This is a genomic window from Pseudomonas sp. 32A (assembly GCF_052682255.1).
The window spans coordinates 2897033-2922324 of sequence record NZ_JBQYLY010000001.1 but is presented as its reverse complement, the minus strand read 5'-3'; the positions used below and the strand labels follow the sequence as shown (position 1 = coordinate 2922324).

Genomic DNA, 25292 nt, shown 5'->3' with positions numbered 1-25292 from the left:
TTCTCTGCTTACTTCCAATGATTACGAGGGAAGCTCTGAAAAAGGCTTCCAGAATTGATAAGACGTTGAAATAACAAGCGAATCAGTCAATCCCTAAACCATGCGTTTCGCCAGGCAACCAAGTGTTCATCCCGGAGCATCCATTTATCGACTACAGCGCTGCGTAGAGCATCTCCGGCAACGGCACTGGCGCGTGGTTCAGCAAGATGTTCGCGGATAGCGGCAATCCACTCTTTTGACGTGTTCTGGACCCGAGTCACTGGCAGGTCACCACGATAACAAAGGATGTCCGAGCAGATTACGGGGAAGCCGCAGGCGCCATATTCCAACAACCGTAAGTTGCTTTTACAGGCGTTGAAAAAATTGTCTTCCAACGGCGCCAACGCCAGGTCCAGATTCAAGTCGGCCAGCCGTGCAGGATATTTCTCGATATTGACGCCCTTATGGAACTCATGGACATACGGACGAAGCTCAGGTGGGCACATGCCCATAAATACCCATTCCACTTCGCCAGCCAGTTCACGAACGACATCGGCGATCACTTGCAAGTCACCGCCGTGGCTCGACCCGCCCGCCCAACCGACCCGAGGTTTCCGGCCTTGTTGGCGGTAGCTCATCAGCCCGCTCCACCACTGACTTGGCAGGCGATTCTCTACGACACGAATGTCCGCGTTAAAACCCTTCAACGCACTGGCCAGTGGCTGGGTCGACACCACCAGCCGGTCGCACATACCGACCGCTTTCTTCAGGCGCTTGGCGATATCCTTGGGAAACAGTTCTCGGCTTGGATTGCTGTTGGGTATCTTAAGAATATAGTCATCCAGCTCGTAAACCTTGAAGGCCCTGGAGAATGCCTTGGTGTTCTGGATGGTTTCCAGCTGAGGCGTCGTGCATTGCCGTTGGAAAATGATCGTGTCTGGCGCCAAGCGATGCAGCTCCACGGGATGAAGCAGGCCATCGCTTATCGTGCCCTCTATCAGGCGTGCGGCTTCAAGGGCTGCGAAGGGCTGGCGAACCCGATAGTTTCCGCTGCCGAAAGCGTCGGCGGGACAGCACAGCGCGTAAGGCAAAGAGCGACCGGCCAGCGGTTCCCAGGCGACCTCGCTACGGCATTCGTAGCCAAAGCCGCCGCCTTCCAAGGTCAGGTTGGGGTTGTAGGCAGGGTCACTGGCGAGCCGGGGCAGCCAATTCTTGTACATCACCGATTGCTCGCGCTTGAAACGCTCTTGCTTGGCTTTTAACTTCGTCTTGTCGACCTTATTCTGGCTGACGTTAGCTTCGTGCATGAGCACCGCATAAGGCGTCCAAACGATCAGTTGCCCGGCCTGGCCGACTTTCAGGCACAGATCGACATCGTTATAAGAAACCCCCAGGTTGATCTCGTCCATTCCACCCACCTGGCGGTACAGCTCGGTGCGGATCATCAAACAGGCAGCCGTCACGGCGCTGTAATTCTGGTCAACCTGGAGACGGTGCAGGTAGCCATTGGACTGCATTGGAGCGCCGATGAATGCATGGTCTGCCAAGCCACGTAAGCCGAGCACCACACCTCCATGCTGAATAGTCCCGTCGAGGAACAGCAATTTGGCGCCGACTATCCCGACTTCTGGCCGCTGAGCGTGATGGAGCAGCGAACCCAGCCACTCCCCATCAATGACGGCAGTGTCATTGTTGAGCAACACAAGGTAATCACCACGGGCGTGTCTGACGGCAAAATTATTGATCGCCGAATAGTTGAACGCGTGGGGATAACGCAAGATGCGCACCTTATCGCTGTTCAGACGCTCCATACCCGCGAACCAATTTTTTGCTTCAACCGTTTCACTGTTGTTGTCGACGATTATGAGTTCGAAGTTCGTGTAAAGGGTTTTTTCCATCACACTTTCGACGCAACGCATCAGCATCGGCAGTTGGTCTTTAGTGGGAATCACTATGGACACCAACGGCTGCGAGCTGTGCTGGTAAACCACCCGGTTGACCATCGGTAAAGGTCCCGGGCGCAACTCATGAGCGACGCCCAGGCGCTGCAGGTGCGCCTCGACTATAGCCGCGGAGTACTTAACGACCTGGGGTTCGACCAGCCACTGGCCCAGGTTGATTACATGATGCACCAGCACTTCACTGATGTGGCCGACAGCGCCCAGTCCATTAACCTCAATCAACCGATAAAGCAGGTCGTGGGGTGCCAGTTCGGCGAAAGCGAGATCGAAGCCATCGGCACCCAGAGCGGCCGCTCGGTTGAAGGCCAACGCTCGGCCGACATACGGATAACTGCGCAACAAGTCCAGGTTCAGGTCCGGCTTGAATATCGGGTCTTGGCAACCATTTGCGGTAAGCGTGCCTTCATCGCTGTAGCAAACGCTGATACCAGGGTTCAGGGCTATACCCTCCGCGAGTAGCAGCAGAGCGTGGGGGTCGAGTTGGTCTCCTCCCCGAAGCAAATAGCACCAGTCGACATCGATCTCATGCAGCAGCTCATTCAGCTGACTTGGCCAGCATTCAGCGAGCGGCAACCACACCAGGTTGTCGGAAGCTTCTACCCCTACAGGCTCGACGTTAGAAAGCACCGCAATGGCTGCCGCGCCGTAAAGCTGGCGATCAATGCTTTCCAAGCTGGAACGTAACTGCGCAATGTCACCTGTGGTATCAGTCAATACCACCAGAATGTTTGTGTGCTGCGGCCAATTCGCAAGCCGTGCGGGTAAACCTTCGAACTCAGCCGCAGACAGTTGCCGGGTATCCAGCCAGCGACGATACAGATTGATATCGCGCTGCTCTTTACCAATATTTGCCAGCACGCCGAAAAACCGTTCCACGGCGTGAGCCATGGTGCCGTCCAACTGGCCGCATTCAGGCTCAAAGTCTTTGTCGGTCAATTGCATCCGTTCTAAGTGCGCCAGCACCTCGGTACGCACAAAGAACATGGTACCGCCAAAAAAATCGGCCTGGTCCATTCGTTGTGGATCAATGCCGGCACGCTTAGCCAGGAAAAGTAGGTGAGAGCGGTTTTGTCCATTGAGGTTTTGGGTTACGGGCTGCCGGAACGCCTCAGTACCGATCAGCGGGTGGTGCATGGGATCAGCCAGGTATTCCACCGATTGGCTGAAGCGCGCCGGGTTTAGCAGGTCATCGAACAGGTCTTGGGCCCAGGAGTCTTCCACCCCCATGTGCAGCGAGCGCTTGGTGTGGAGTTTGATCAGCGTGTGGATGTTGTCTGCACGTAAAAACGGCAACACTCGCAGGAACGGCAAAATATCCCTGCCGTGATTGGGTACCCGATACAACGAATAGCTCAGCCCGCTCGCTGCCAGCAGGTCGCGCACCTCTTTATCAGCACCTCCCACGCAGGTTACGTACAGGTGCAGGTGCTCATTCAATTTAATCAGCCGGAGCAAAATTTCTTGCAGCACACCCGGATAATACGCATGGATGACGACACCGATTGGCGGCTTGCCGTCTTCAAGCGAAGGCTGACTTGAGAAGAGGACTTCGCACTGCTCGGCGAAGGGGGTAATGCTGCTGGCGGTATAGAGGTTCTGGGTATCAGGTGCCAGGTAAGCCTCTCGCAAACGAAACAGTTGAAAGGCCTGATCGGCTGACAACGGCGCACGGCGCACTTGCTTTAACGGCTGTGGGTTATACAGTCCCAGGGCATGTATCTGATTGATAAATCTTGCATGACCCTCTGCGAACAACGCTGGCATGTCTGGCTGTTTCTGGCGCTGTTCGGCGTGATGGCGAAAGAGCGACAGAGGCTCACTTAGAAACGCCAAGTGGCCGCGTTGAAGTAAGTTCACATACAGCGACAGGTCGTTGATAGCATCAACGAGCACGCCTCCAAGGGCGCAAATATTCGGAACTTTGTCTACCAACTGAGCCCGTCGAAACATGACGGTGGTGGGTTCGCCGATGAAGTTAACGGGCCAGTCACAGAGCAGTGAAATAAGGTCTGCACCATGAAGGCAGACATCTTCGCCAAATACTTCAGACGTCTCGAGGATGTCTGGCAGCGTCTCACCTTGGGCATCGATCAAACGGCGCCGCGAGGTGACCAGCGAGATGTCCGCGCGAGCATCCAGCACCGCGGCCATGCGCGTTACACAATCTGTCAGTAATACGTCATCGTCGTTGAGAAACTTGATGTACTCGCCCCTGGCTTCTTCCAGCCCACGGGTGAGGTTAAGCAGGCCGCCCAATTGCTGTTCGTTTCGCAGGTAACGGATCGGCACCGTGGTGTGTGCAGCAAGACGTTCGGTGATCAAACGAATACCATCGCCGCGACAGTCATCGTTGATCACGATTTCGATATTCGCGTAGCACTGGTTGAGCGCACTGTTCAGCGCGGCTTCGAAGAAGCGCGGGTTGTAAGCCGGTATCGCAATGGTGACAAGCGGCAAGCGCTCAGCCAAGAGGGGGTTTGTCATGCTCATACCAATTTGCATAAGGGACGAAGGTAGAACTCGCTTAAGCCGCTTTCACTGCCTGGGCGGTTGCAGGTACGGCCTGATCGAATACACGGTGCCAGTAATTGTTCTTGGGTCATTGGCGTGTACCAGAGCGAAGTAATTCCAGGAGCTGATGATTTGCCATATTGGCGCCAGTGACTATGACGACCAGAGGCTTTTCACAAGGCATAACGGTCATTAACTCACCTGCTTTTCAGCAAGCAACTCAGCCAGGCAATCGATAACTCTTCGGATGCTTGCATCGTTCAATGAAAGATGAAATGGCAAACCCAACAGGCGTTCAGCCAGGAGGTCAACCATTGGCAGCGGGCCCTTCGCGAACGCCTGAAAGGCCGGGTGGTCTTGCAGGGGTGGGCAGTACCAGCGGCGGGTTTCGATATCTTTGCCCAGCAGCCGCAGTTGAATATCAACAGCCCGGAATCCCGGGGGCAGTAGCACCAGCATCAGGCTGTAAACGCCATCCATGGGTTTGACCTGAAGTTTCAGCGCGGGAATTTTTTCCAGAAGCTGCTCGGTGTAGTGTTGATGCAGGTTGCGTCGTGCTTCAGCAGTGGTTGGCCAGTTGTCCAGGGCAGCCAGTGCAACGGCGGCGTGATATTCGCTCATCTTGCCGTTCTCACCCGCCTCGAACACCAGCCCGCCGCTGTGTGCATCGATACCGAAGTTACTCAACGTTCTCATGCTCTGGGCATAGGCATGGTTCCGCGAAGCGACGAACCCCCCTTCTCCACCACCGAGGGCCTTAGTGGCGTGCAGGCTGAAGGCGACTTTGGTGGTCAGGCCGATCTTCTGGTTACCCCAGGCACCTGCGGCGTCGATAACCACAGGGATGCCGGTTTCGGCACTGAACAGGTCCCAGCCTGCGACATCCTGGGGGCAGCCGTAAGTGGAGACTGGCATCACTGCGTCGAATGGCATTTCAGCGAGTGCTGCGCGTGCGATAGCAGGCGTCAGCAACCAGCTTTCGGAGTTTACGTCGCTGATCAAGGGAGTGAGCCCAGCCCTGATGATCGCTGTTGCCGTGGCGACGAATGTCAATCCGGGCACCAGTACGCGCGCCCCGCGGCGTAGCTTCAAAGCTTCCAAAGCTATTTGCAGCGCACAGGTACCATTCGCCATAGATACGATGTGTACCTGCGTTGGCTCCCGACTAAATGAGAGCGACAGCCGACGTTCGAGCTCGATTACAAGCGGGCCGAAGTTGGTGTACCACTGGTTTTCATCGATTTGCTGCCAGTAAGTGAGGATCTGCTCGACTTTAGGCACCTCAGGAACTAACAACTTGATGATGTTTTTCATGGTACACACTGCCGTCAATGAAATGTCGTCCCGTATTATCCAAAGAGGGCTTAAGCAGAAATCGCGCCAACTTCTAACTACCCTACCGCTGACGGGCTAATGGGCCCTTACACAGAACTGCATTATTTGACATGGGACTGTTGATCCATTCAGCTGCCGCCATCCTTCAGCGAGACCGCCGGCAACGCGCATTACCCTGCTGGATGCCGAAGGCGAGCCCCGGGACAACATTCCACGGCTGGACGTGCTTCTCCAGCCCGACAATCAAGCTACGGTATGTGCTATGGGGCCGTGAACATCAGGCAGGCAGAGCATCCATGCTTCCCTATTCAACTCCCCCCGACATCCACTTCCTGGATGTGGAGCGCTTATTTCGAGGCATCACGGTGTGCCTGCGCGACGGCAACTTCGTCCCGTGCTTGCGCTGGAAAGCGCAATTGCAACATCCAGGGGGTTACGCAATACTCAGCCAACCCAATATGTTTGGAGCGCAAAGCGAGAAGGGATGTTGAGAAAAACTCAACGAATGCTGGAGACGCTTTGATCCGGAAATTATAAGTAAGTTATTTCGAGAACAGTGCACTAGACCACTCCAGACACTGGCAACTTTCGGCTGTAGAGTCGCTCAGACCAGGAATGATTCATAAGAACTCTCAGGAGCTGAGATGAAAATTTACGCAATTGTAGGCGCAGGCGGTTTTGGGCGTGAGGTTGCACCGCTGGTCAACACAATGCCGAGCGTGATAAATCAAGATAACTTCAAAATTATCTTCGTGGTCGATAATTCGAAAGAAAAGACCGTGAATGGCTATGATGTGGTGAGTAGTGAGTCTTTCTTAAGCATGGAGGGGGATAAGTTTTTCAACATCGCTATCGCGGATAGTAAACCGAGGCAGGAAATCTCCGAACGCCTTATTTCGGCGGGCATAACTCCCTTCACTATTTCAGCTCTGAATGCCCTGAATTTAAGCAACAATACTATTGGTCAAGGCGCGATCCTCTGCCCATTTACCACTATCACTGCGAATGCAAAAATCGGTGATTTTTTTCACGCGAACATTTATTCGTATGTTGCCCACGACTGTGTGATTGGTAACTTCGTGACGTTCGCCCCTAACGTGCATTGCAATGGACGCGTTGTAATCGAAGATCATGCCTACATTGGGACTGGCGCGATTATTCGTCACGGCTCTCCCGACAGACCCATCGTCATTGGTGAGGGCGCCGTTGTTGGGATGGGATCCGTTGTTACGAAAAGCGTGGAACCTTACACAACAGTATTTGGTAATCCAGCAAAGCCATTGCGCACGACTCAACAATAATCAACGCGAATAAACCACATGAAAAAGTCTGGTTTTAAGACGTCGCTTTGAGCGATAGCCGGCCGCGTAACTCAGGCTGAATCCCACGAGCAAGCGCCTCGACGTCATGCTTCGCGCCTCACGTCGCGTGATTCATAGATCACTCGTTGAACGAGCTAGCCCTGATTCCAGCTGTGTCACGTGAGGCGCCGCCCGAGATCAAGCGGCACCTGCGACGGTTTTGATTCTCAAAATGAATTTAGAGAATTAAAACTGTCGCGGAAGGGGCCCGTTTTTTGTGGCCTGCAGCCTATTGGGGAGGAAACGCAAAACTGTCGCAACCACTCAGAAAACCGATTCGGACACGTGCACTAGAGAATTAAAACTGTCGCAGCTAGAAACGACGGGCTCTCACATGCGTTCAAGAGCACCGGCGGTTGGTCGGCCGCCGGCCCTGGAATCATAGACGTGGGATGAAGTAGGCAACGAGACCGATGGTCATCAACCAAACGTGAATTGAGCCGTCGACCGGGGTGTCACTGGAAAAAGGATCATGGTGTACATGGGCCGATTTTCCGGCCAGGGGAAGGGTCACCGCCGGATTTGACTGGTGACTGGCCTGACTTCGTATTTATTGGTCGTGATAGTCGAGTTGACGAATTCAGAGAAAAAAGCCGCGTCGGCTGAGTCTCTAGTCGTGGCAGGTTACGCGTCGATTCATGCTCTGCTTTAAACGATAGCGCCACAGTCGCTGGCGGAAGCTTTGGGAGTCGTGCTGGCTTCCCTAGTCGCTGTAAAACAGCAGACGTGCCAAGCTTGTTGATAAGTGTGTCTGCATCATGATTCGATCACCGTTGGTGTGACGCCTCGGTCCCCGTTTGAGAAGCAGCAACGGATTCGGTAAGTCGGAAAATGGCGCACCATTACGCGGTGAATCGTTCGCTTTTCAGCAAGTAGCGGCGCCTGTCGGGGAATTTCGTCTTGCTGCCAATGTTCGGCAAGTTGATCGGAGCACCCTAGATTTGGTTCTCCCTTAAATAGCCTCTGAGCTTAGTATCCAGGGATACACAGCCATAAAGGTGTGAGCTTTATCGAGTCGCTTTGATAGGCATCCTTCCCCTATTCCGGTAGTCTGCGGACAGGGTAAAACAGAAGCGAAACCGTCATGTGGATTAAAGAGTTCTCCATCGAAAACATCAAATGTTTCGAGCAGCAGACCTTGAAACTCGATCAGGAGAATACTCCCTACCAGTGGATTACATTTCTCAGTGAGAACGGCTGCGGGAAAAGTACAATTCTGCAATCGCTCGGCTTGCTGCTTGCCGGGCCAGACAGTATTCCCAGCCTGCTGCCTCGCCCCACTGGTTGGCTGCGCGATGAGAAAATGGCGGGTAAAATATCTATTCGAGTTCACCAAGGTCCTATGGACCCAGGGGACTTTGGCGAGGAAAAACGCCGACGCGTTTTCGCCTACAGCTACCACATTACAGGTGACCGGCCTGTCACAATCCGGAACAAGACCCACACAGCACCGGGTGTTCACGAAAACCCGGATCGGGCTTTGAGCTGGCTTCGGCAGAACGCATTCACGAGCAAGGGGCAAGGTTGGTTCTGCGCAGGTTACGGACCTTTTCGACGACTTACACGCTCTCATCAGATCATTGTGCCGACCCTGGAACCGCAGGCTCGGCATAACAACTTCATCAGCCAGTTCCAGGAAGACGAAGCGCTGGCGGTTTTTGAACGTTGGATGGTCTACCTGGACTATCGAATTGCTAAAGACGGTCATGAAAAAGACCGAAGGACTTTGAAGTACGGTATCGAGGCCATCGACAGTCTCTTACCGGATGATGTCTACTTCGACTCCATCTCCTCCGAAGGACGCATCCTCTACAGCGTCAATGGAGAAAAAGTACCCACGCTCTCGCTCAGTGATGGGTATCGGAGCATCTTGGCGTTTGCGGGCGATTTGGTCTGGCGCTTGCTGCTAGCGTTTCCTGAGAGCAAAAACCCAGCCCACGAGCAAGGGGTGGTGCTGATTGACGAGTTGGACATCCACCTGCACCCGCTGTGGCAAAGAGACATTGCCCTCAAACTCAGACGTGCGTTCCCCAAGCTTCAATTCATCGTGACCACCCACAGTCCCTTGGTCGCCGCAGGCGCGGGCGAAGATGCGTTGACAGTCAAGATTTCGAAGGGCGACAAGGGAGCTACATTCCATCCAGTGGATGACCTACACAAGCTATCCGTAGACAAGATATTGACTACAGAGGCGTTTGGCTTGGTGTCAGCATATTCGCCACAAACCAACGAAAAAATGGAACAGTACTCCCAGTTATTCAATAAACCGGACAAAACGCGTGCGGATAAGGCCGCTCTGAAAAAGCTCCAGCCCCAGATCAAAGATCTTACGAGCGGCCCATCTGGCGCTCAGGAACTAGATCAGAGGATTGATAAACTCCTGGCGAGCTTTATAGATGATCAAGCTTAAGCGACCGTTACAACCCAACATTCTCAAGCAGAATGAAACGACTTGGACGGCTGATTACTTGGCAGCTAGGGCATCTGGTGATGCTGACGCGATCGACTCTGCAGAAAGGAAATATCGCCATAAAGAAATCAAGAATGCCTTACGCGACATGCACCAGCGTAAATGTGCCTTTTGTGAGTCTTTCATTGAGCATGTTTCTTACTCCCATATCGAGCACTTCAAACCTAAAAAGCGCTATCCGAAAATGCTTGTCCGGTGGAGCAACCTCCTGCTAGCTTGCGGTGTGTGCAACGGGGCGGCCTATAAAGGTGAAAAATTCCCGAATGCGGCTCAAGATGGGCCTCTTATTAACCCTGCTAAGGAAAATCCTGACGATTTCCTGACCTATACATTTGATCCTGTGACGAATGTAGCGCTGGTCGGTTACAAACATCCCCGAGGGAAAACCACCATTGATACGCTAGGCCTAAATCGTCCGGATTTAGCGAAAGACATTCGATGCCAAGTTGTCAAAAAATTATTCGCCTTGCGAAAGATTATTGATCAGCCAAACGTGCAGGATGATGTTCGACAGCCCATGCTAGACATCCTGTCCGAAGCGGCTGATAGCGGCCAACATTACTCCGCGTTTGCAAAGGCGTTGCTACCCTGAATGAATTTTTCCGGCTTTCTTTAATACTGTTCAGCCTGAATGACGTCCTAACATGAGAAACTCAACCAGCGGCGGTTTCTGGCCGGAAACCGCCTGTCATGATTGACTGCTATCGGCAAAATCCGTCACTCAGTTTATTCGCGAAACAAGGGCAGTTCAGTTACCGGCAAAGTGAATGGTTGACTAACTTGAAAACGTACACATCAAATAATCCTTTCTAAATGCCCGGAATAACTATGGAAGATATAAACAAGTCACTCAAAGACAATGGAATTAGGATTGGCTCTGACTTAGTTAGCAACGGCAAAATTCTAAAAATATATCATAATGACATATTATGCAAAATAGCAAAGATCGATTCTCACCCTGCTAGATTGACGGCAGGATATCAAGCAATGCTCAACGACGTTTACAAAATTCAAGCTTATACAGAGCTCGGCAGCAAAATAGTCAACGAAAAATTGCAAAAAGACTTACCGGTTAAAGAGTTTAAATTCGATGACCCAAACCAATTGATTTGCAGTAGCTTATACCTGTCCGCAATTACCCTGTACGGAAAATGCTTTACCTCGGCTGAGGGAAGAATTGCCCAACTACAAGAAACACAAATATTGAAGAGAATGTCAGAATCTCAGCAAAAAAATCACGCGAAATTTATGGATCTTCGACACAACTGGGCCGGGCACGGCGGAAATAGTAATCACGAATTGATGTGTGGGGTAGTGGCTTTTTTGCCTGACAATAAAGCCTTGACCCTTTACCCAGCTCTAAGCACTGGCTTCTCTGTGGCAGGAAGCTTCGAAGATCTCTCGGACTTGTGCTCTATTTTGGCTGAAGAGATTCAATATCGTAAGGACCAACATTCGGCAGATGTATTTAAGAACAGGGACCAGCAAGAATATCTATATGAACTACTGGATAAATCTAAACTTTTTCTCCATATTGAAGATCCACAGCCAGAAACAAGCAAAAAGGCGAAAATGAAGCAGAAGAAAAACAAGCGTACTTAACATTTTAGGTCGGAATCCGACCAATTCGCCTTGAAAGAGACCGTAAGCCCGAGCCGAATCGTACTTGGTAATAAATACCCTTCTTTTCCCCAAAGCAGCCCTTCGCATAGTGTTGCTGATGGCCGAATAGCAAGGGCGAAGCTGCAACAGTCGACCTCTAGTATCGGCGCCGATGCCCAGGTGACCCAGTTGCCGAGATTTCACTGCCCCAGCCTGACTTCTCGTGAATCATTGTCTGTGCTGGATTTTTGCAGGTTTTGAGATGGGGCAGTCTTGCGTCGGCAACTGGATCAATCCAGGGGCAGCGCCAGGCGAGGAGCCAAACAGCAGTTCGCCCCCAGATATGCCGGGCATCGACACCCTGCTCGAGCATTTTCGAGGATATAGGGCTATACATGATAGATGGTTGAGGAGCTGGGGACTTCTCAGTTTGAGCTAGCTAATAATTTAGAAATCAATGAGGAATTAATAACAAAAGAGTATTTACTGATGAGAAAATTAACAACTGATTTTAAAAAACCAACAAGCCTGCACAATTAGTCGGAAGAGAAAATACATGAAGATAAAAGTAGAAAATGATGACGAATTATTATCGAATGCAGAGTCTGCAAAGTACAGAATCGAGATTGCGCTATTAAAAATCAAATATCAGCGCCTACTCAGCCTGACCGCGTTAGCGGCCTCATTTATATTGCTAATGGTTCTTCTATCCTTGCTGATTCACTCAACTTTTGAGGACGTAAGATTTGAATTGTACCTGCCAACCGTGACGCTGCTGGTTGGTTTTGTGTTTATTCAATCGTTACGCTGCTTCAGGATAAGCTGTTTCCTTTATTCATCTGCAATCCTATCGCGCCGACGTATAGCTGCTTCAATTGATGAGTGGCAAATGGTGTGTAGCGTGGAGAACCAGTTTGTGAGTCTTTCATTGAGCATGTTTCTTACTCCCATATCGAGCACTTCAAACCTAAAAAGCGCTATCCGAAAATGCTTGTCCGGTGGAGCAACCTCCTGCTAGCTTGCGGTGTGTGCAACGGGGCGGCCTATAAAGGTGAAAAATTCCCGAATGCGGCTCAAGATGGGCCTCTTATTAACCCTGCTAAGGAAAATCCTGACGATTTCCTGACCTATACATTTGATCCTGTGACGAATGTAGCGCTGGTCGGTTACAAACATCCCCGAGGGAAAACCACCATTGATACGCTAGGCCTAAATCGTCCGGATTTAGCGAAAGACATTCGATGCCAAGTTGTCAAAAAATTATTCGCCTTGCGAAAGATTATTGATCAGCCAAACGTGCAGGATGATGTTCGACAGCCCATGCTAGACATCCTGTCCGAAGCGGCTGATAGCGGCCAACATTACTCCGCGTTTGCAAAGGCGTTGCTACCCTGAATGAATTTTTCCGGCTTTCTTTAATACTGTTCAGCCTGAATGACGTCCTAACATGAGAAACTCAACCAGCGGCGGTTTCTGGCCGGAAACCGCCTGTCATGATTGACTGCTATCGGCAAAATCCGTCACTCAGTTTATTCGCGAAACAAGGGCAGTTCAGTTACCGGCAAAGTGAATGGTTGACTAACTTGAAAACGTACACATCAAATAATCCTTTCTAAATGCCCGGAATAACTATGGAAGATATAAACAAGTCACTCAAAGACAATGGAATTAGGATTGGCTCTGACTTAGTTAGCAACGGCAAAATTCTAAAAATATATCATAATGACATATTATGCAAAATAGCAAAGATCGATTCTCACCCTGCTAGATTGACGGCAGGATATCAAGCAATGCTCAACGACGTTTACAAAATTCAAGCTTATACAGAGCTCGGCAGCAAAATAGTCAACGAAAAATTGCAAAAAGACTTACCGGTTAAAGAGTTTAAATTCGATGACCCAAACCAATTGATTTGCAGTAGCTTATACCTGTCCGCAATTACCCTGTACGGAAAATGCTTTACCTCGGCTGAGGGAAGAATTGCCCAACTACAAGAAACACAAATATTGAAGAGAATGTCAGAATCTCAGCAAAAAAATCACGCGAAATTTATGGATCTTCGACACAACTGGGCCGGGCACGGCGGAAATAGTAATCACGAATTGATGTGTGGGGTAGTGGCTTTTTTGCCTGACAATAAAGCCTTGACCCTTTACCCAGCTCTAAGCACTGGCTTCTCTGTGGCAGGAAGCTTCGAAGATCTCTCGGACTTGTGCTCTATTTTGGCTGAAGAGATTCAATATCGTAAGGACCAACATTCGGCAGATGTATTTAAGAACAGGGACCAGCAAGAATATCTATATGAACTACTGGATAAATCTAAACTTTTTCTCCATATTGAAGATCCACAGCCAGAAACAAGCAAAAAGGCGAAAATGAAGCAGAAGAAAAACAAGCGTACTTAACATTTTAGGTCGGAATCCGACCAATTCGCCTTGAAAGAGACCGTAAGCCCGAGCCGAATCGTACTTGGTAATAAATACCCTTCTTTTCCCCAAAGCAGCCCTTCGCATAGTGTTGCTGATGGCCGAATAGCAAGGGCGAAGCTGCAACAGTCGACCTCTAGTATCGGCGCCGATGCCCAGGTGACCCAGTTGCCGAGATTTCACTGCCCCAGCCTGACTTCTCGTGAATCATTGTCTGTGCTGGATTTTTGCAGGTTTTGAGATGGGGCAGTCTTGCGTCGGCAACTGGATCAATCCAGGGGCAGCGCCAGGCGAGGAGCCAAACAGCAGTTCGCCCCCAGATATGCCGGGCATCGACACCCTGCTCGAGCATTTTCGAGGATATAGGGCTATACATGATAGATGGTTGAGGAGCTGGGGACTTCTCAGTTTGAGCTAGCTAATAATTTAGAAATCAATGAGGAATTAATAACAAAAGAGTATTTACTGATGAGAAAATTAACAACTGATTTTAAAAAACCAACAAGCCTGCACAATTAGTCGGAAGAGAAAATACATGAAGATAAAAGTAGAAAATGATGACGAATTATTATCGAATGCAGAGTCTGCAAAGTACAGAATCGAGATTGCGCTATTAAAAATCAAATATCAGCGCCTACTCAGCCTGACCGCGTTAGCGGCCTCATTTATATTGCTAATGGTTCTTCTATCCTTGCTGATTCACTCAACTTTTGAGGACGTAAGATTTGAATTGTACCTGCCAACCGTGACGCTGCTGGTTGGTTTTGTGTTTATTCAATCGTTACGCTGCTTCAGGATAAGCTGTTTCCTTTATTCATCTGCAATCCTATCGCGCCGACGTATAGCTGCTTCAATTGATGAGTGGCAAATGGTGTGTAGCGTGGAGAACCAGCTATGAATAAGAGAAAACAAGCTCGTGCATCTCTAGAATCTGCTACACGTGATCTGAAGAGCTACGCAGACGGAATCATACAGACGAGTGAAAATCTCAATAAGCTGTCGACAGCCGCACTTTATGGTGTGGTGGGTGGAGTGGTCGGAATGCTCATTGGTGGTTTAATTCCGAATATTCAGTTTTTGCCTCAAGCTGGCGTAATAGCCTTGATGAGCCTTGCGGGAATTGCAGGAGGGATTATCTTTCATCGCTCTGGCTCTAAGGGTATTCAGCAGGAGCAGCGGTTGAAAGCTCATCGTATGGTTCGCCAAGAGATGCTGAGCGGAATCAACGACGCGAGGAAATTAAACGCACCAGAAGCTGTACTTTTAAAGTTATGGGGTCAATATGAAAACCACAACTTAAACTTACAAGATTCTAGCCAAATTACTCAGCCAAGAATTGGAGGAGTTACCGGAGCGACCATATATATTGGGAGCGAAGACTTACACAAAACTGACGCGAAATCAGGAGAAGCGTGAATTATTCATATGCAAACAGATAAACCACCCTTCTGCATTGGTGTTAGAAAGAGCATATTTTATCGTAATTTCACCAGGTTATTACGTTAACCGAAGGCCTTTTAGATGATCTGAGCACCTCTCACTAAATCGCTAATAAGGAGATATGGAATACCGAGCATCATACTAGGTGTACCGCTTGTGAAGCGTGAATTATGGGATCCACTCGATGAGGACGCGACATGGGGAAGTTGATATAGGTAACCGCGAACAGCTTAAGGCGGAAAAAGTCGCAGATAAGCTGAAGAAACCCATTGCAGTGGTACCTGCGACTCCCCCAGTCAGCCCTTAAGCCCGTGAGCAAACTGGCTCCGTAGGCCCTTAGCCGCGGGTAGAACTGTCCCACCCGGGGTTAGGCATACAGCCAGCTCAGGCAGGAGAGGCCGCGAGCCAGAGAACCTGATTTTTTCATATCACCTCCTCATATATTCCAAGGCAACAAATCCGGTTCGTATTGTTCCACTAAAGGCTGGACTACATTCTTTAGCGCTCGCATAACCCTTGCCTGACTGAAAACCTCTGCGCCATTTATACCCCTTAGTTCCTCACTCACCTTTTTAGCTGCCTTGGACTCGACCATTCCACCGTCAATAAGATCCCAAGCTCGGAGTCCGGCGATCATAGGCCTGACACTATTCACAGCCTTCATAAGTTTATGGGCCCCGGGAGGCTCGACTAGCAAGGCAAGTAATGTGTCGATGTTTGCTCTATCTGCGAACGGGGCCTTTTCAGGAAGAATGCCCTTTTGGAGCAGAGCTAAATCGCGAAACGCATTGGCAGCACGCTGCTTGCTAACCAACATAGCTTCGATTCTCTGCATCGATGGCAACGGCTCAAATAGATCAACGTGCAACACAAGCTGATTTATCAGCTCGTGTCCGTTTATAACAATTTCCGCCTCATCTGTAGAGTGGACCCAACAACGCTGCCTACTCACCCGCCTAGGAAACGAAACTGGCGCTTGAAGCGAGGTGATAGTACTAACAGAGTCACCTACCCTAATCGTAGGTTCATCATCGCCCGTGAAGGTCACGTCCTCGGTTGCCGCAATCGGCCTTGCCTCTCCAACAGTGGAAAACTGTCCAGACGTACCCAGGTCCTCTCGACCTCTGTGAGACGTAATGTAGGACCACCAATCATGAAGTGCCTCCAAATCCGTTTCCAGAGAAAAATCGTAGAAGTAAAACCCTTGGTGATAGGGGATCTGATTGTAGAGATCAGTTGCCACCCCAAAGTATTTTTGGGCCGCTTTTTCAATCAGTGCGGCATGGCTAGGATCTGACACACGGTCCAGCACGTGCCATCCGAACTGCACAATATTGAGTACAGCCGCGTCGCCATCTGTCCACGGCTCGTCCAGATCGTCGGCAACACTGACGAAATACTCCTCGAGCTCACTTCTCAAGCTCACCAGTCGTGCATAAGCATCTCCAAACAAAAGACGTGCCTTCCGCTTGGCGATCTCAATCCAGAACAAGCGCTCTAGGTCATCTTTAACGTAGAGCTCTGATTTCGTATACTCAATTCTTGGCAATTGTCAACTCCAAATTGGGGTTTCCCGGTTTGAAATAGCGCACCTCGTAAAACAGCCGTAAGCTTGAGATCGCCAGGCAGCAGAATAAGACCTAGCATCCAATAATCGGCAGAGAGGAAAAACCCATGCCAGTACTAGCCCCATTGTTCCGCGAAATAAACTACTCCCGCATCACTCAGCTTGATGAGGCAGGGATGAGCGCACAAACAATTGCAAACATCATCCGCGACGAGACAGACTCGCAAGTGAAGCTCACCCCCTCTGATATCCGCAGCTATTTGAAGATCCAAGATGTGGCTTCTGAACGGATGCTGATCACGAAACCCACAATGAAGGAGGTGCTAAAGCGTCCACCGCTCGAGTCTCAGCCTGAGTGATCCTCAGACATCAGTGGCCCTCCGGCGAGCCCCGCAGGGCCACTGTGCTCCCCTCAAGTGAACACGCCGGCTGAACAAGTATATTGACACCTTGAATCGCCCTGGATTCTCTAGAGACCTTGCAAGCTCAACTCGCGGGACTCTTCGTCTGTCGCAGAAAGGAACTCATTGCCAGAAAGGTCTGGGTCGTCGTCTGGGTTCAACGGTGCGCGCGCATTGAATTGGTCAAGCAGCTTCTTCAGTTCTGGGGTACGACTTTTTTGCCAAGGTTCAATCATAAGCTGCTCCCCTTCCTAGTGAATTAGGCGTGGGTGCACTTGATCGAATCTCTAGCTCGTGCGGCCCCGCCTAAGCCCATGATCCGTACTATCCTTCTACGCACATAGCCTTCTGTTTTTCAGGGAAATACGTCGAGTCCAAGCCGCACCTCAGTTCATGGAAGGTGAGCAATTTTCTGAGTTGGATCGGCAAGAAGGTGATCGTAGCCCCAGCATTGATCGCCGCCGAAGGTATCTTCACCGGCGTGACATTGGATGGGCTTAAGGCGCTTCTCGGTATCAGCTAGTACCGATCTGGGGCGATTCATATAGGGGGAAAAAAAATGAGTCATCCGATGTGGATTGCTCAACGCGATGGGCATGATTGGACGGATGACTCTGTGCTACGCGTAATCGATTGGTTCCGAAACATGGTGACGGAATCTGTTTGGTCGCAACGTATGGATGCAGTGAGGGATCGATTCGAGGCTGGAAAGAGAGCATGGGCGCAAGGCAATCCTGAGCCCCTTTTTGATCCGGAAGACGCAATCTTCTGGTACCTCTTCCAGGCTGCTGCATATGCTTCCCCTGGTCGACGACATGACTATTTCGAGCCCGATGCTTTCAGGATTAGCCCGGTGTTCGCTCGGCTGGGTCAAATGCTCCCGCAGCTATCTCATGTCGTTGGCATTGAAGATCGCCTTGAGACATTAATAACTAAAGGTAAACGCCAGCCGGATGCAGGTCTCTATGAGGTTCTTGTTGCCGGTGCCTACAAAAGCCGAGGATGGAGAACAGTCACATTTGTTCCCGAACAGCCGGGTGTTGCGAAAACCCAGGATTTGCTGGTCACCAATGGCCGGCGACGGTGGGCGGCGGAATGCAAGCGGGTAAACCGAAACGAATATGAGGAGCAGGAGTATCAGTACGCCTTGGTTTTGGCGCAGCCTGTACACGAATTATCCGAACAGCTTGGATTGTCAGTCCTCTGTGAGGTGATGTTTCTAGTCGAGCTAAAAGACGTCCCCATGGGATATCTAGTAAACAGGTTGCGCGATTGTTTATCCGATCCGAGTTCGCGTGTTTGGGAGGACGAGATCGCTATCGGTTTCATTCAGGACGCTCGGCTGGATCTCCTCCAGCAGGTGTTGCAGCACGATGATGTGTTCTATGGCTCAAGCAGAATGGTTGAGTTGCTAGCAGGGAGGTATCGGCAGGATTTCGACCACAGCTTTAAGGCGCTGTGGGAGCCATCTCCGCAGCGCCCACTCCATGCATACTGGGTAAACCAAGCCAGTGTGGTCAGCTGGCGTAGTGGATCGCCTGAGGCAGCGGAGAGCAAGGCACGCCACTTTCGGGCTCTTATTGCAAAAGCCACCAAGCAATTACCTACTGATTGCCCTGGCGTTGTGCACGTGGGCTACGAGGCGCTCGGTAACAATTCTGTGGATCAACAGCGTCATGCACGCAATACTTTCGAGATGTGGCGATTTGATCCAGAAGGTTCCCGATTACGCTGGGTATATGCCAACTACCTCATGCCCGAACACACGACGGCGAGAAATGAGAATTGGGCGGTCAATGAAACCACCGCTCACTACCGCATAGGTCGGCATAAAACGGCTCAGCCATTGCCCGGTCATTTAGTACTAAGCCAAGAGGATGGAGAGCCGGGAGATCATTGGTAAGAGGGACAGATGAATGTCGACATCTGCATACCTGACAACGCGGCTTGTGAAGGTTTCTTCGGCCGACTGAAAACGGAGCTGTTCTATCCTCGCAACTGGCAGTCAACGAGCATCGAGCAGTTCATTCAGGCTTTGGATTCATACATTCGCTGGTACAACGAAAAACGTATAAAGATTTCCCTCGGCGCGCTCGGTCCCATTGAGTATCGTGAAAGCCTGGGCTTCGCGGCATAACCAGTCCAAGTTTTTGTCCGCATCCCCACTGGGTCAGTTTTCGGTCAGCGGCAACAATATGGGCTCTCTACCTCCCTACTTCTCTACATGCCTCCATCGGACACGACACATAGATCATGACCGCACCTTCCGCAATAGACACAACGAACTTGTTGACCATTCTTGGTGTGGTTGCCGCTGTATGGGCTCTCATTTCACCCACCAGCAAGCTGCAGCTCCGCTTCTGTTTGACATGGCTGGATTGGACGATAGGGTTCTCCATCCTTTTTCTCGCTCACTACCTGGTTTTCGCCCCTGCCTTGATGGAGCTCGGTCTGTATTACAGTCTTGGGCCGTGGCGGTGGGGACTGAACAGTTCGAGTGCGGTCTATCTCCTCCTATTAACGGGCGCTTTGTATTTCTTCTGGAGAACACGAACACCATCTTTAGTCCGAGGAAAAATCCCTGTCTTCCGCGAATTAATCGAAAACTTTCTTTTCACCAAGCGCTACGGCGAGCTGGTTCTGCATGTTGAGCCGCAATTGCCGAAGCTAATCCGCATGAGCAAAGGAGAACATTGGCTCGTTCGTTGGATCGATTGCGTCGCCTATTCTCGTTTGGATTTTGTGGTGCTCCTGCATGGCAGGACGCCCCCCTCCCCAAGCATGTGGCGCCAAGGCATGAGCAAAGTGCTGAGAAAGGTGAAGGTTTGGTTCTTGAAAATGGACCATTCAAGAGTGCAGGCCCGCGAAACCTTGCTAATCCTCGTGACATCACCTGAACTAGTTCATTACCTAGCAGTAACCCACCCCTACTTCTGCCTCAAGCTGACCGAGTCCGATGAGGCGACACGCTCCGATTTCATCGAAGAGTGTCTGGATGCCATGCTCGCCGCCCCAGGCAGCCGTCTCTACGTTGAACTCAAGAACAACCAAAACCTAAATAGCGGAAATCGCCTAGCACTCCCGGAGAGCAATCGACTGCTGCGCTTTTTTTTCGCAGATGCCTCTAAAGCAGCCGATAGTGGAGTGTCTCAGGCAATCGGTAATGCCGTACTCCGGCGACTGTCCGAAGATAGAAAGCTAGTCACGAAACTCAATGAACCGCTGATGTCTTATTTTGAGCAAGGGCGATTTCGCTGCCCAATCAACTCCGGCATCACCATGTTCGAGATCATGGTCCACGAAGGTATCCATCAGGGGCTAACAGACCACATGTGGCTGCATTACTTTCAATATTTTGCGAAAGAAATTATAAAGCAAATGCTGCCACTTACAGCCAGAATCGATCACTTGGAATGGCCTACGCCATTTCACTACCTGCTGTATCGTTTGATCAGCGTTGCTACGGATTGGGCTGAACAATGTGCACGCATAAAGGACTCTGAAATACCCGAAGAGATCCGCAATGTGGAAGGCTTTGATCGATATTACATATCCAAGCAAGCCACCAAATCCATGGGTGAAATGCTACAAATCATTATCCCAAGCGAGAAAATCTCAGACTCCTTTAAACGTTATTTGCTGGGGGTAGTCATTCGTGGTCACAACAAGCTTCAGGCCAACGCCGATCTTGTCGAAGTTGCAAACACTCTCCGCACCGAGGTGATTCAAGGTATAGATATGCAGACAACGTGCGACTATCGGAGAGATCTGCAGAATCAATTCAAGCAGCTCGACCACCGACTCAGAATGGATGCAGAGCCATTCGAAAAAGCCCTGCAGTTAGCTATTACGGAGTGCGAAGGCACCTAAGATTTGTCAAATCCAGCAGCACCCCATGGCTTCACTACGTACGCCTGGTGAATTGAATCGCCGAGGTGGAAAAGACTGTTTGGGATACGTTTTTGACCCGAGCTACCGGAACTCATTGACCCACTCGAAGGGTCAGCAACGATGACCCAGCGCGGAATTTCACACATCTAGGTGGGGCTGAATGGTAGTGGTCAACTAATCTCGGACACTGCGTTAAGTTTTTCCTCGGCCACAGCGGACGTCAGCCCGCTGTTTGTTGATGGAGGTATGTGGAAACGTCTGGCTGGAACATTATTAGCGTCGGAAGGGAAGCGAGCCGATCGGGGCTAATGCCCTTCGGGCCCATCAAACGACTGCTCTGCCAATCTCTTCACCTCTCCGGCTCGGAAGCTTCTCGGTATCGATGCGTTTCCGATACGAAATCGATAAATGCCACTGCTGCGGCAACCGCAAGCCGAGCATGCCTGGGCTGCAGACCGCGATGTTGGCCATCTTTGCCATGCCCGGTACCGTACAAACCTCTCAACTGCGTGAGATTGCTGGTCAACTGAGTGAGATTGCGGAGAATATTCTTGATGTTTTCCGAGCCTTAGCTGCTTCACTGACTCCGTCGGGAACCAGCTGCAATGCTTTGGTGACCTTCTTTGTAAGATTGCCTAGGTCATCGGCCTTGGTGAACGGAATTTCTCGTTTCGTGAGAATGGACTTGCAGCAGCTTTCCACCAGTTCTTTGGCTGTCCCGATCGCCAGTTCGGGGTCCGAATCGACTGCATATTCCAGACGTTCAATTTGCTTCGCCATCCATCCGGCGCTCAGCGCCTCGACAACAACTCTCGCTCGCATGACCGACCTGGTTGCGTTCGCTTCTGTCGAAGCGCTGCTTATCAACCGGTAGGAAAAGCGCGGGCGGCCGGCGATTTGCTGCTCCTGGTACAATTCCCAGCCGGCGTTCTGGAGTTGATCGTTGAAATGCTCAACGAGCTTAATCGCTTCTTCTCGTTGGGGGCGAACTACGGGGTGCACCGTTTCGCAGAGAAACCGGAGAAATGCCTCAGCGCTCCCATCGAAGAGGTTGAATCGGGAGTCGCTGAAGACCCAGTCATCCTCCCAGTCATCGTTGTTGTAGCGATGTTGCCAAATGTCGCCGACGGCGTCTTTGTAGCGATTGTCCGTGGAAGGAAGGGTTTCGAGCTCATACAGGCGACTCAGAAACTCAACATCATTGAGCTCCCCATACCACTTTACGTTCTCTAGACGTAGCCCATCCGTGATGTTTTGCCGCACCGATTTCGGTAGGTTGGAAGACTTCCCGGAACGCCAATCCACCTGATACTCACGTGCAGGCACGATCAGCGCCGAGTACGCATCGCTTTGTTCGTGCTCAGTTACCGTCCTTAACGCGGTTGTGATCCTTTCCTGGAGTTGGACCCGTTTGACCCCGAGCTTGGCGTACTCCAAAGCAGGAATGATGAAGCGAATTTCCCAATAGTTGGTTCCGCCATTCCAGTTGTCGTTGCCTGTCAGTTCCGCATTCGCAGGATGACCGCGGACTACCTCCGCCGCCTCATCAGCACCCTCTGCGCGGAGAACCGCGTATACCGTCGCCAAAAGCGGCTCAATTTCGGTTTGCTCCATACGGCCCCCCAATCCTGATAACTGAGAGTCATCGTAGCTAGCAGGAAGGGCCATCTGCTATCAAAAAATAGATAGGTCGGTGAAAAGCTAAACCCGAGCATGCCCAGTAAACCACGGGCCATGCACATGCCCTTCAGTTTTCAACCCTTTCCCTACTTGTGGTCCTCATTCCCTGAACCTGCAAGCGTGCCCTCCCTTCAGCTAACCCCGCTTACGAGATGTAGATCCGCGCGATACCTCCCTGTTGTGCGGCTATGACCTGATAGATTTTTACGAGAATGCTGGGCTTGAGCAAAAAGGCGCATTCACGGCTCCAGGGAAGCAGCAAGGATTTGCACTAACTCAAGGTATGTACGCAGACCTGGTTGTGATGGGCACACGAGGAGCAAATGTGGCGGCAGGTGTGTTCATGCTCAACGATCACGACGTAAAGGCGTTATTGGCTTACGCCTGACCTCATTTGAGCAAGCTTTGAAAAAAGCGCCGCACACCACGATGCATGAACTGATGATCAGAGCGGGCTTCAAAGAAGCTGCCAAACGTAGTCTCGATAGTTACTGACGTTTGCAAGCAAGCTTGGGGGGTGGACTGTAGCTTCGCCGAAATGAAAGTCAGCGTACAAAATCCTGACAATCACGCTAAAGAGCAAATCAATGGTAATTCAGGCCATCCTTTTTTTGCTGTGACAGAGCGCTGATCGAATTTTGATTTTTTTTATGTGTAACTAATTGATTTTAAACAAAATATTTAACAGCTATTTTTCACCATGCAAGGAGTATTGATTTTAAATTATAAATAGCGCTCTGTGACATAACGTGAAGGAGGATCACATGATCAAGGATGCGCTGGAGGAACTGGGACCTTGCCTAAGTACAAAGCTGGCGAGTTACCTAGCTGGGAAGCACGGCCTCTCTTCTGAGGCCGCTCGCCAACGCATAAGCCGTGCTTCAGATGAATTTCAAAAGCTGAAGAGCTTGCCTTTCGCACGCGGCGCAACATTTGTATACCTCAAAAGGCAGTATGCGACGGATGAGTACTGGGAAAACCTTTATAAAGCAATTTTCTCCGTCGATGGCGCCTACTCGTGGGCACTAGCTGCTGTCCTTTGCCGTGAGATATTGCCAGTCCATCACTTTCACATCGCCTGTGGCGCACCGATAGCTCAGAAGCGACATATTGCCTCCGCTGCTGTCCTCAAACGCATGACAGAGGCTGGCGTCTTAGTGGTGAAAGACCAGCCTGGAATTGGACCATGCGTGATGACTAGACAGACATGTATGAGCCCGGATTTGGATGCAATCTCAGCCGGTGTCCGTGCACGCCTGATGGCAGAATCCGTGCTTCTCGATAGCATCAAGGAATGGCTACGAAACCTAGCGTTCGCTAGCTACAACAGCGTCATCCTCAGAGGAGGAATTGAAGAGAAGTTACCTAGCGTCGGCACCTTTAACTGGGATCTCAGCGCTCCGAGCTACAGCACCGCTCTAGCTGATCGTGGCAAAGGCGAACTCAAGCCTGGATTCATCGCGTGCGATGTTCTCCTACTCGACAATGTCAGCGTCAGCGCAATCAAACCTTTTCTCCACAAAGTTAAAACACTCCAAGCATTGGGGAACATTGGTCGCGTGATGTTCCTATTGGTCGGACAGCGCTTCGAAAACGGCGCATTCGCTGAACTGAGATCGGCCGGTGTCATACCCGCGACTCCTGAGTCTCTTTTTGGTAAGGACGTGGCTGAGGCATTCCGCGATCTGACCAAAACACTAAAGAACGCCGTACAAGGAGTGGTGGACTCCGGAAAACTCGATGATGTCATTACAAGGCTAAGCAAGCTCGAAGGGGCTTTAGGGAACATGCGAGGATCCTTCTTCGAACTACTCATTGCCGAGCTCGTTCGGAAGACTTTTCCTGGGGAGGTTCAGCTCAACAAAATCTGCTCGGGTGTGGACGGTAAGGCTGAGGTGGATGTCTGGGCTGTGAAAGACGGAGTTTCAGCCCGATTCATCGAGTGTAAAGGTATGGGGCCTGGCATCCTTGTCAGTGATGAGGAGATAGGCCTATGGCTAAATACTCGCATTAAGCGGGTCAGGCACCATTTGCAAAACATAAAGTGGGACAAACCCAAACCACAGTTTGAACTGTGGACGAGCGGACTTCTGTCTCCTGAAGCCCTGCAACGGATCGAAAAAACACGCATCGCGAACAGTGCCAAATTTAACTTGATCGTGTGTGGCCCCGAGGATATTCGACAGGCTGCTAAATCTGTGGGGGATGCGTCTTTACTGAAAACCTTGGAGCACCACTTTATCCCTGTAAGTCACCCTTGATTTTTTGTACTCCTTCTAAGTTCATGGCTCGACTCGATGGTTGCCTGTAGTAGTCAACAATTCCCGGACAAAGAATTGAGTTTTTCTTCCGCAACCTCCAGCGGTGCGAAGCTGTTGTGCTGATGCGGCCCTGTCCAGTTGTAACGCTGAATGAGATATACGCTCCACAACGACCTCTTCGCGTCGAAAAAAGAGGTCAACGGTAGTGGATAGTCCTGCATTGCTGGTTGACTGGGCTTGGATAGAATCAGTGGAAGTCACAGTCCAAGTGGCTATGAAATGAGTGTCCAAGTATTCATGGAATGAGCATCCAAATGCTCATGGAGTCCTCATTCCAGCCTCATTAATGGCTTCCAGCCACTAACTCACCCTTCCGACCCGCGTTCTCCCGTGATAAAAGCCAATCA

The 25292-nt window shown here is 50.8% G+C and carries 17 protein-coding genes and 1 pseudogene; 13 read left to right on the top strand and 5 right to left on the bottom strand.

The window, feature by feature from the left end; genetic code table 11:
- Positions 1-86: 86 nt before the first annotated feature.
- Together ACUN0G_RS13255 and ACUN0G_RS13250 are read right to left on the bottom strand one after the other, a co-directional pair.
- On the bottom strand, positions 87-4430 hold the full coding sequence (locus ACUN0G_RS13255) for a glycosyltransferase (protein ID WP_445573622.1): 4344 nt from the start codon (positions 4428-4430) through the stop codon (positions 87-89).
- 213 nt (positions 4431-4643) lie between these two features.
- Positions 4644-5765 (bottom strand): DegT/DnrJ/EryC1/StrS family aminotransferase, encoded by a 1122-nt coding sequence (locus tag ACUN0G_RS13250; RefSeq protein ID WP_445573621.1) that lies wholly within the window; start codon positions 5763-5765, stop codon positions 4644-4646.
- 665 nt (positions 5766-6430) lie between these two features.
- Between ACUN0G_RS13250 and ACUN0G_RS13245 the strand changes: the two genes are divergently transcribed.
- The 8 genes from ACUN0G_RS13245 (at position 6431) to ACUN0G_RS13210 (ending at position 15061) form a co-directional block, all read left to right on the top strand.
- On the top strand, positions 6431-7087 hold the full coding sequence (locus ACUN0G_RS13245) for an acetyltransferase (RefSeq protein WP_445573620.1): 657 nt from the start codon (positions 6431-6433) through the stop codon (positions 7085-7087).
- Positions 7088-8231: 1144 nt separating this feature from the next.
- Positions 8232-9557, top strand: a complete 1326-nt coding sequence (locus ACUN0G_RS13240; protein ID WP_445573619.1) for an AAA family ATPase — start codon at positions 8232-8234, stop codon at positions 9555-9557.
- Positions 9544-10209 (top strand): retron system putative HNH endonuclease, encoded by a 666-nt coding sequence (locus ACUN0G_RS13235; protein ID WP_130138154.1) that lies wholly within the window; start codon positions 9544-9546, stop codon positions 10207-10209. The genes ACUN0G_RS13240 and ACUN0G_RS13235 overlap by 14 nt, the downstream gene beginning before the upstream one ends.
- A gap of 236 nt (positions 10210-10445) precedes the next feature.
- A complete protein-coding gene (locus ACUN0G_RS13230) occupies positions 10446-11219 on the top strand; it encodes a hypothetical protein (protein WP_130138153.1) in 774 nt (257 codons plus the stop codon).
- A 987-nt stretch (positions 11220-12206) separates the two neighbouring features.
- Positions 12207-12614 (top strand): hypothetical protein, encoded by a 408-nt coding sequence (locus ACUN0G_RS13225; protein ID WP_445573618.1) that lies wholly within the window; start codon positions 12207-12209, stop codon positions 12612-12614.
- Between the two features lie 236 nt (positions 12615-12850).
- Positions 12851-13624, top strand: a complete 774-nt coding sequence (locus ACUN0G_RS13220) for a hypothetical protein (protein WP_130138153.1) — start codon at positions 12851-12853, stop codon at positions 13622-13624.
- 556 nt (positions 13625-14180) lie between these two features.
- On the top strand, positions 14181-14543 hold the full coding sequence (locus tag ACUN0G_RS13215; RefSeq protein ID WP_130138152.1) for a hypothetical protein: 363 nt from the start codon (positions 14181-14183) through the stop codon (positions 14541-14543).
- Positions 14540-15061: a hypothetical protein gene (locus ACUN0G_RS13210; RefSeq protein ID WP_130138151.1), complete on the top strand. Its 522-nt coding sequence runs from the start codon at positions 14540-14542 to the stop codon at positions 15059-15061. The genes ACUN0G_RS13215 and ACUN0G_RS13210 overlap by 4 nt, the downstream gene beginning before the upstream one ends.
- A gap of 460 nt (positions 15062-15521) precedes the next feature.
- On the opposite strand, the gene ACUN0G_RS13205 is transcribed toward ACUN0G_RS13210, so the two are convergent.
- Positions 15522-16634, bottom strand: coding sequence for a hypothetical protein (locus ACUN0G_RS13205; protein ID WP_445573617.1), 1113 nt, complete (start codon positions 16632-16634; stop codon positions 15522-15524).
- 125 nt (positions 16635-16759) lie between these two features.
- On the opposite strand from ACUN0G_RS13205, the gene ACUN0G_RS13200 reads away from it, so the two are divergent.
- The 4 genes and pseudogenes from ACUN0G_RS13200 to ACUN0G_RS13185 all read left to right on the top strand — a co-directional run bounded on the left by ACUN0G_RS13200 (position 16760) and on the right by ACUN0G_RS13185 (position 20923).
- Complete coding sequence (locus tag ACUN0G_RS13200; RefSeq protein ID WP_130138149.1) at positions 16760-17011, top strand: hypothetical protein; 252 nt, start codon at positions 16760-16762, stop codon at positions 17009-17011.
- Positions 17012-17612: 601 nt separating this feature from the next.
- Positions 17613-18956, top strand: coding sequence for a hypothetical protein (locus ACUN0G_RS13195; protein ID WP_445573616.1), 1344 nt, complete (start codon positions 17613-17615; stop codon positions 18954-18956).
- 24 nt (positions 18957-18980) lie between these two features.
- A pseudogene (locus ACUN0G_RS13190) lies at positions 18981-19190 on the top strand (IS3 family transposase); the annotation flags it as partial.
- 116 nt (positions 19191-19306) lie between these two features.
- Positions 19307-20923: a hypothetical protein gene (locus tag ACUN0G_RS13185; RefSeq protein ID WP_445573615.1), complete on the top strand. Its 1617-nt coding sequence runs from the start codon at positions 19307-19309 to the stop codon at positions 20921-20923.
- A gap of 370 nt (positions 20924-21293) precedes the next feature.
- On the opposite strand, the gene ACUN0G_RS13180 is transcribed toward ACUN0G_RS13185, so the two are convergent.
- Complete coding sequence (locus ACUN0G_RS13180; protein ID WP_445575554.1) at positions 21294-21449, bottom strand: abortive infection family protein; 156 nt, start codon at positions 21447-21449, stop codon at positions 21294-21296.
- A 17-nt stretch (positions 21450-21466) separates the two neighbouring features.
- Entirely contained in the window at positions 21467-22558 is a 1092-nt protein-coding gene (locus ACUN0G_RS13175) for an AbiJ-related protein (protein ID WP_445573614.1), read from the bottom strand.
- Between the two features lie 830 nt (positions 22559-23388).
- Here ACUN0G_RS13175 and ACUN0G_RS13170 point away from each other — a divergent pair.
- Positions 23389-24885, top strand: coding sequence for a hypothetical protein (locus tag ACUN0G_RS13170; RefSeq protein ID WP_445573613.1), 1497 nt, complete (start codon positions 23389-23391; stop codon positions 24883-24885).
- The last annotated feature ends 407 nt before the right edge of the window (positions 24886-25292 follow it).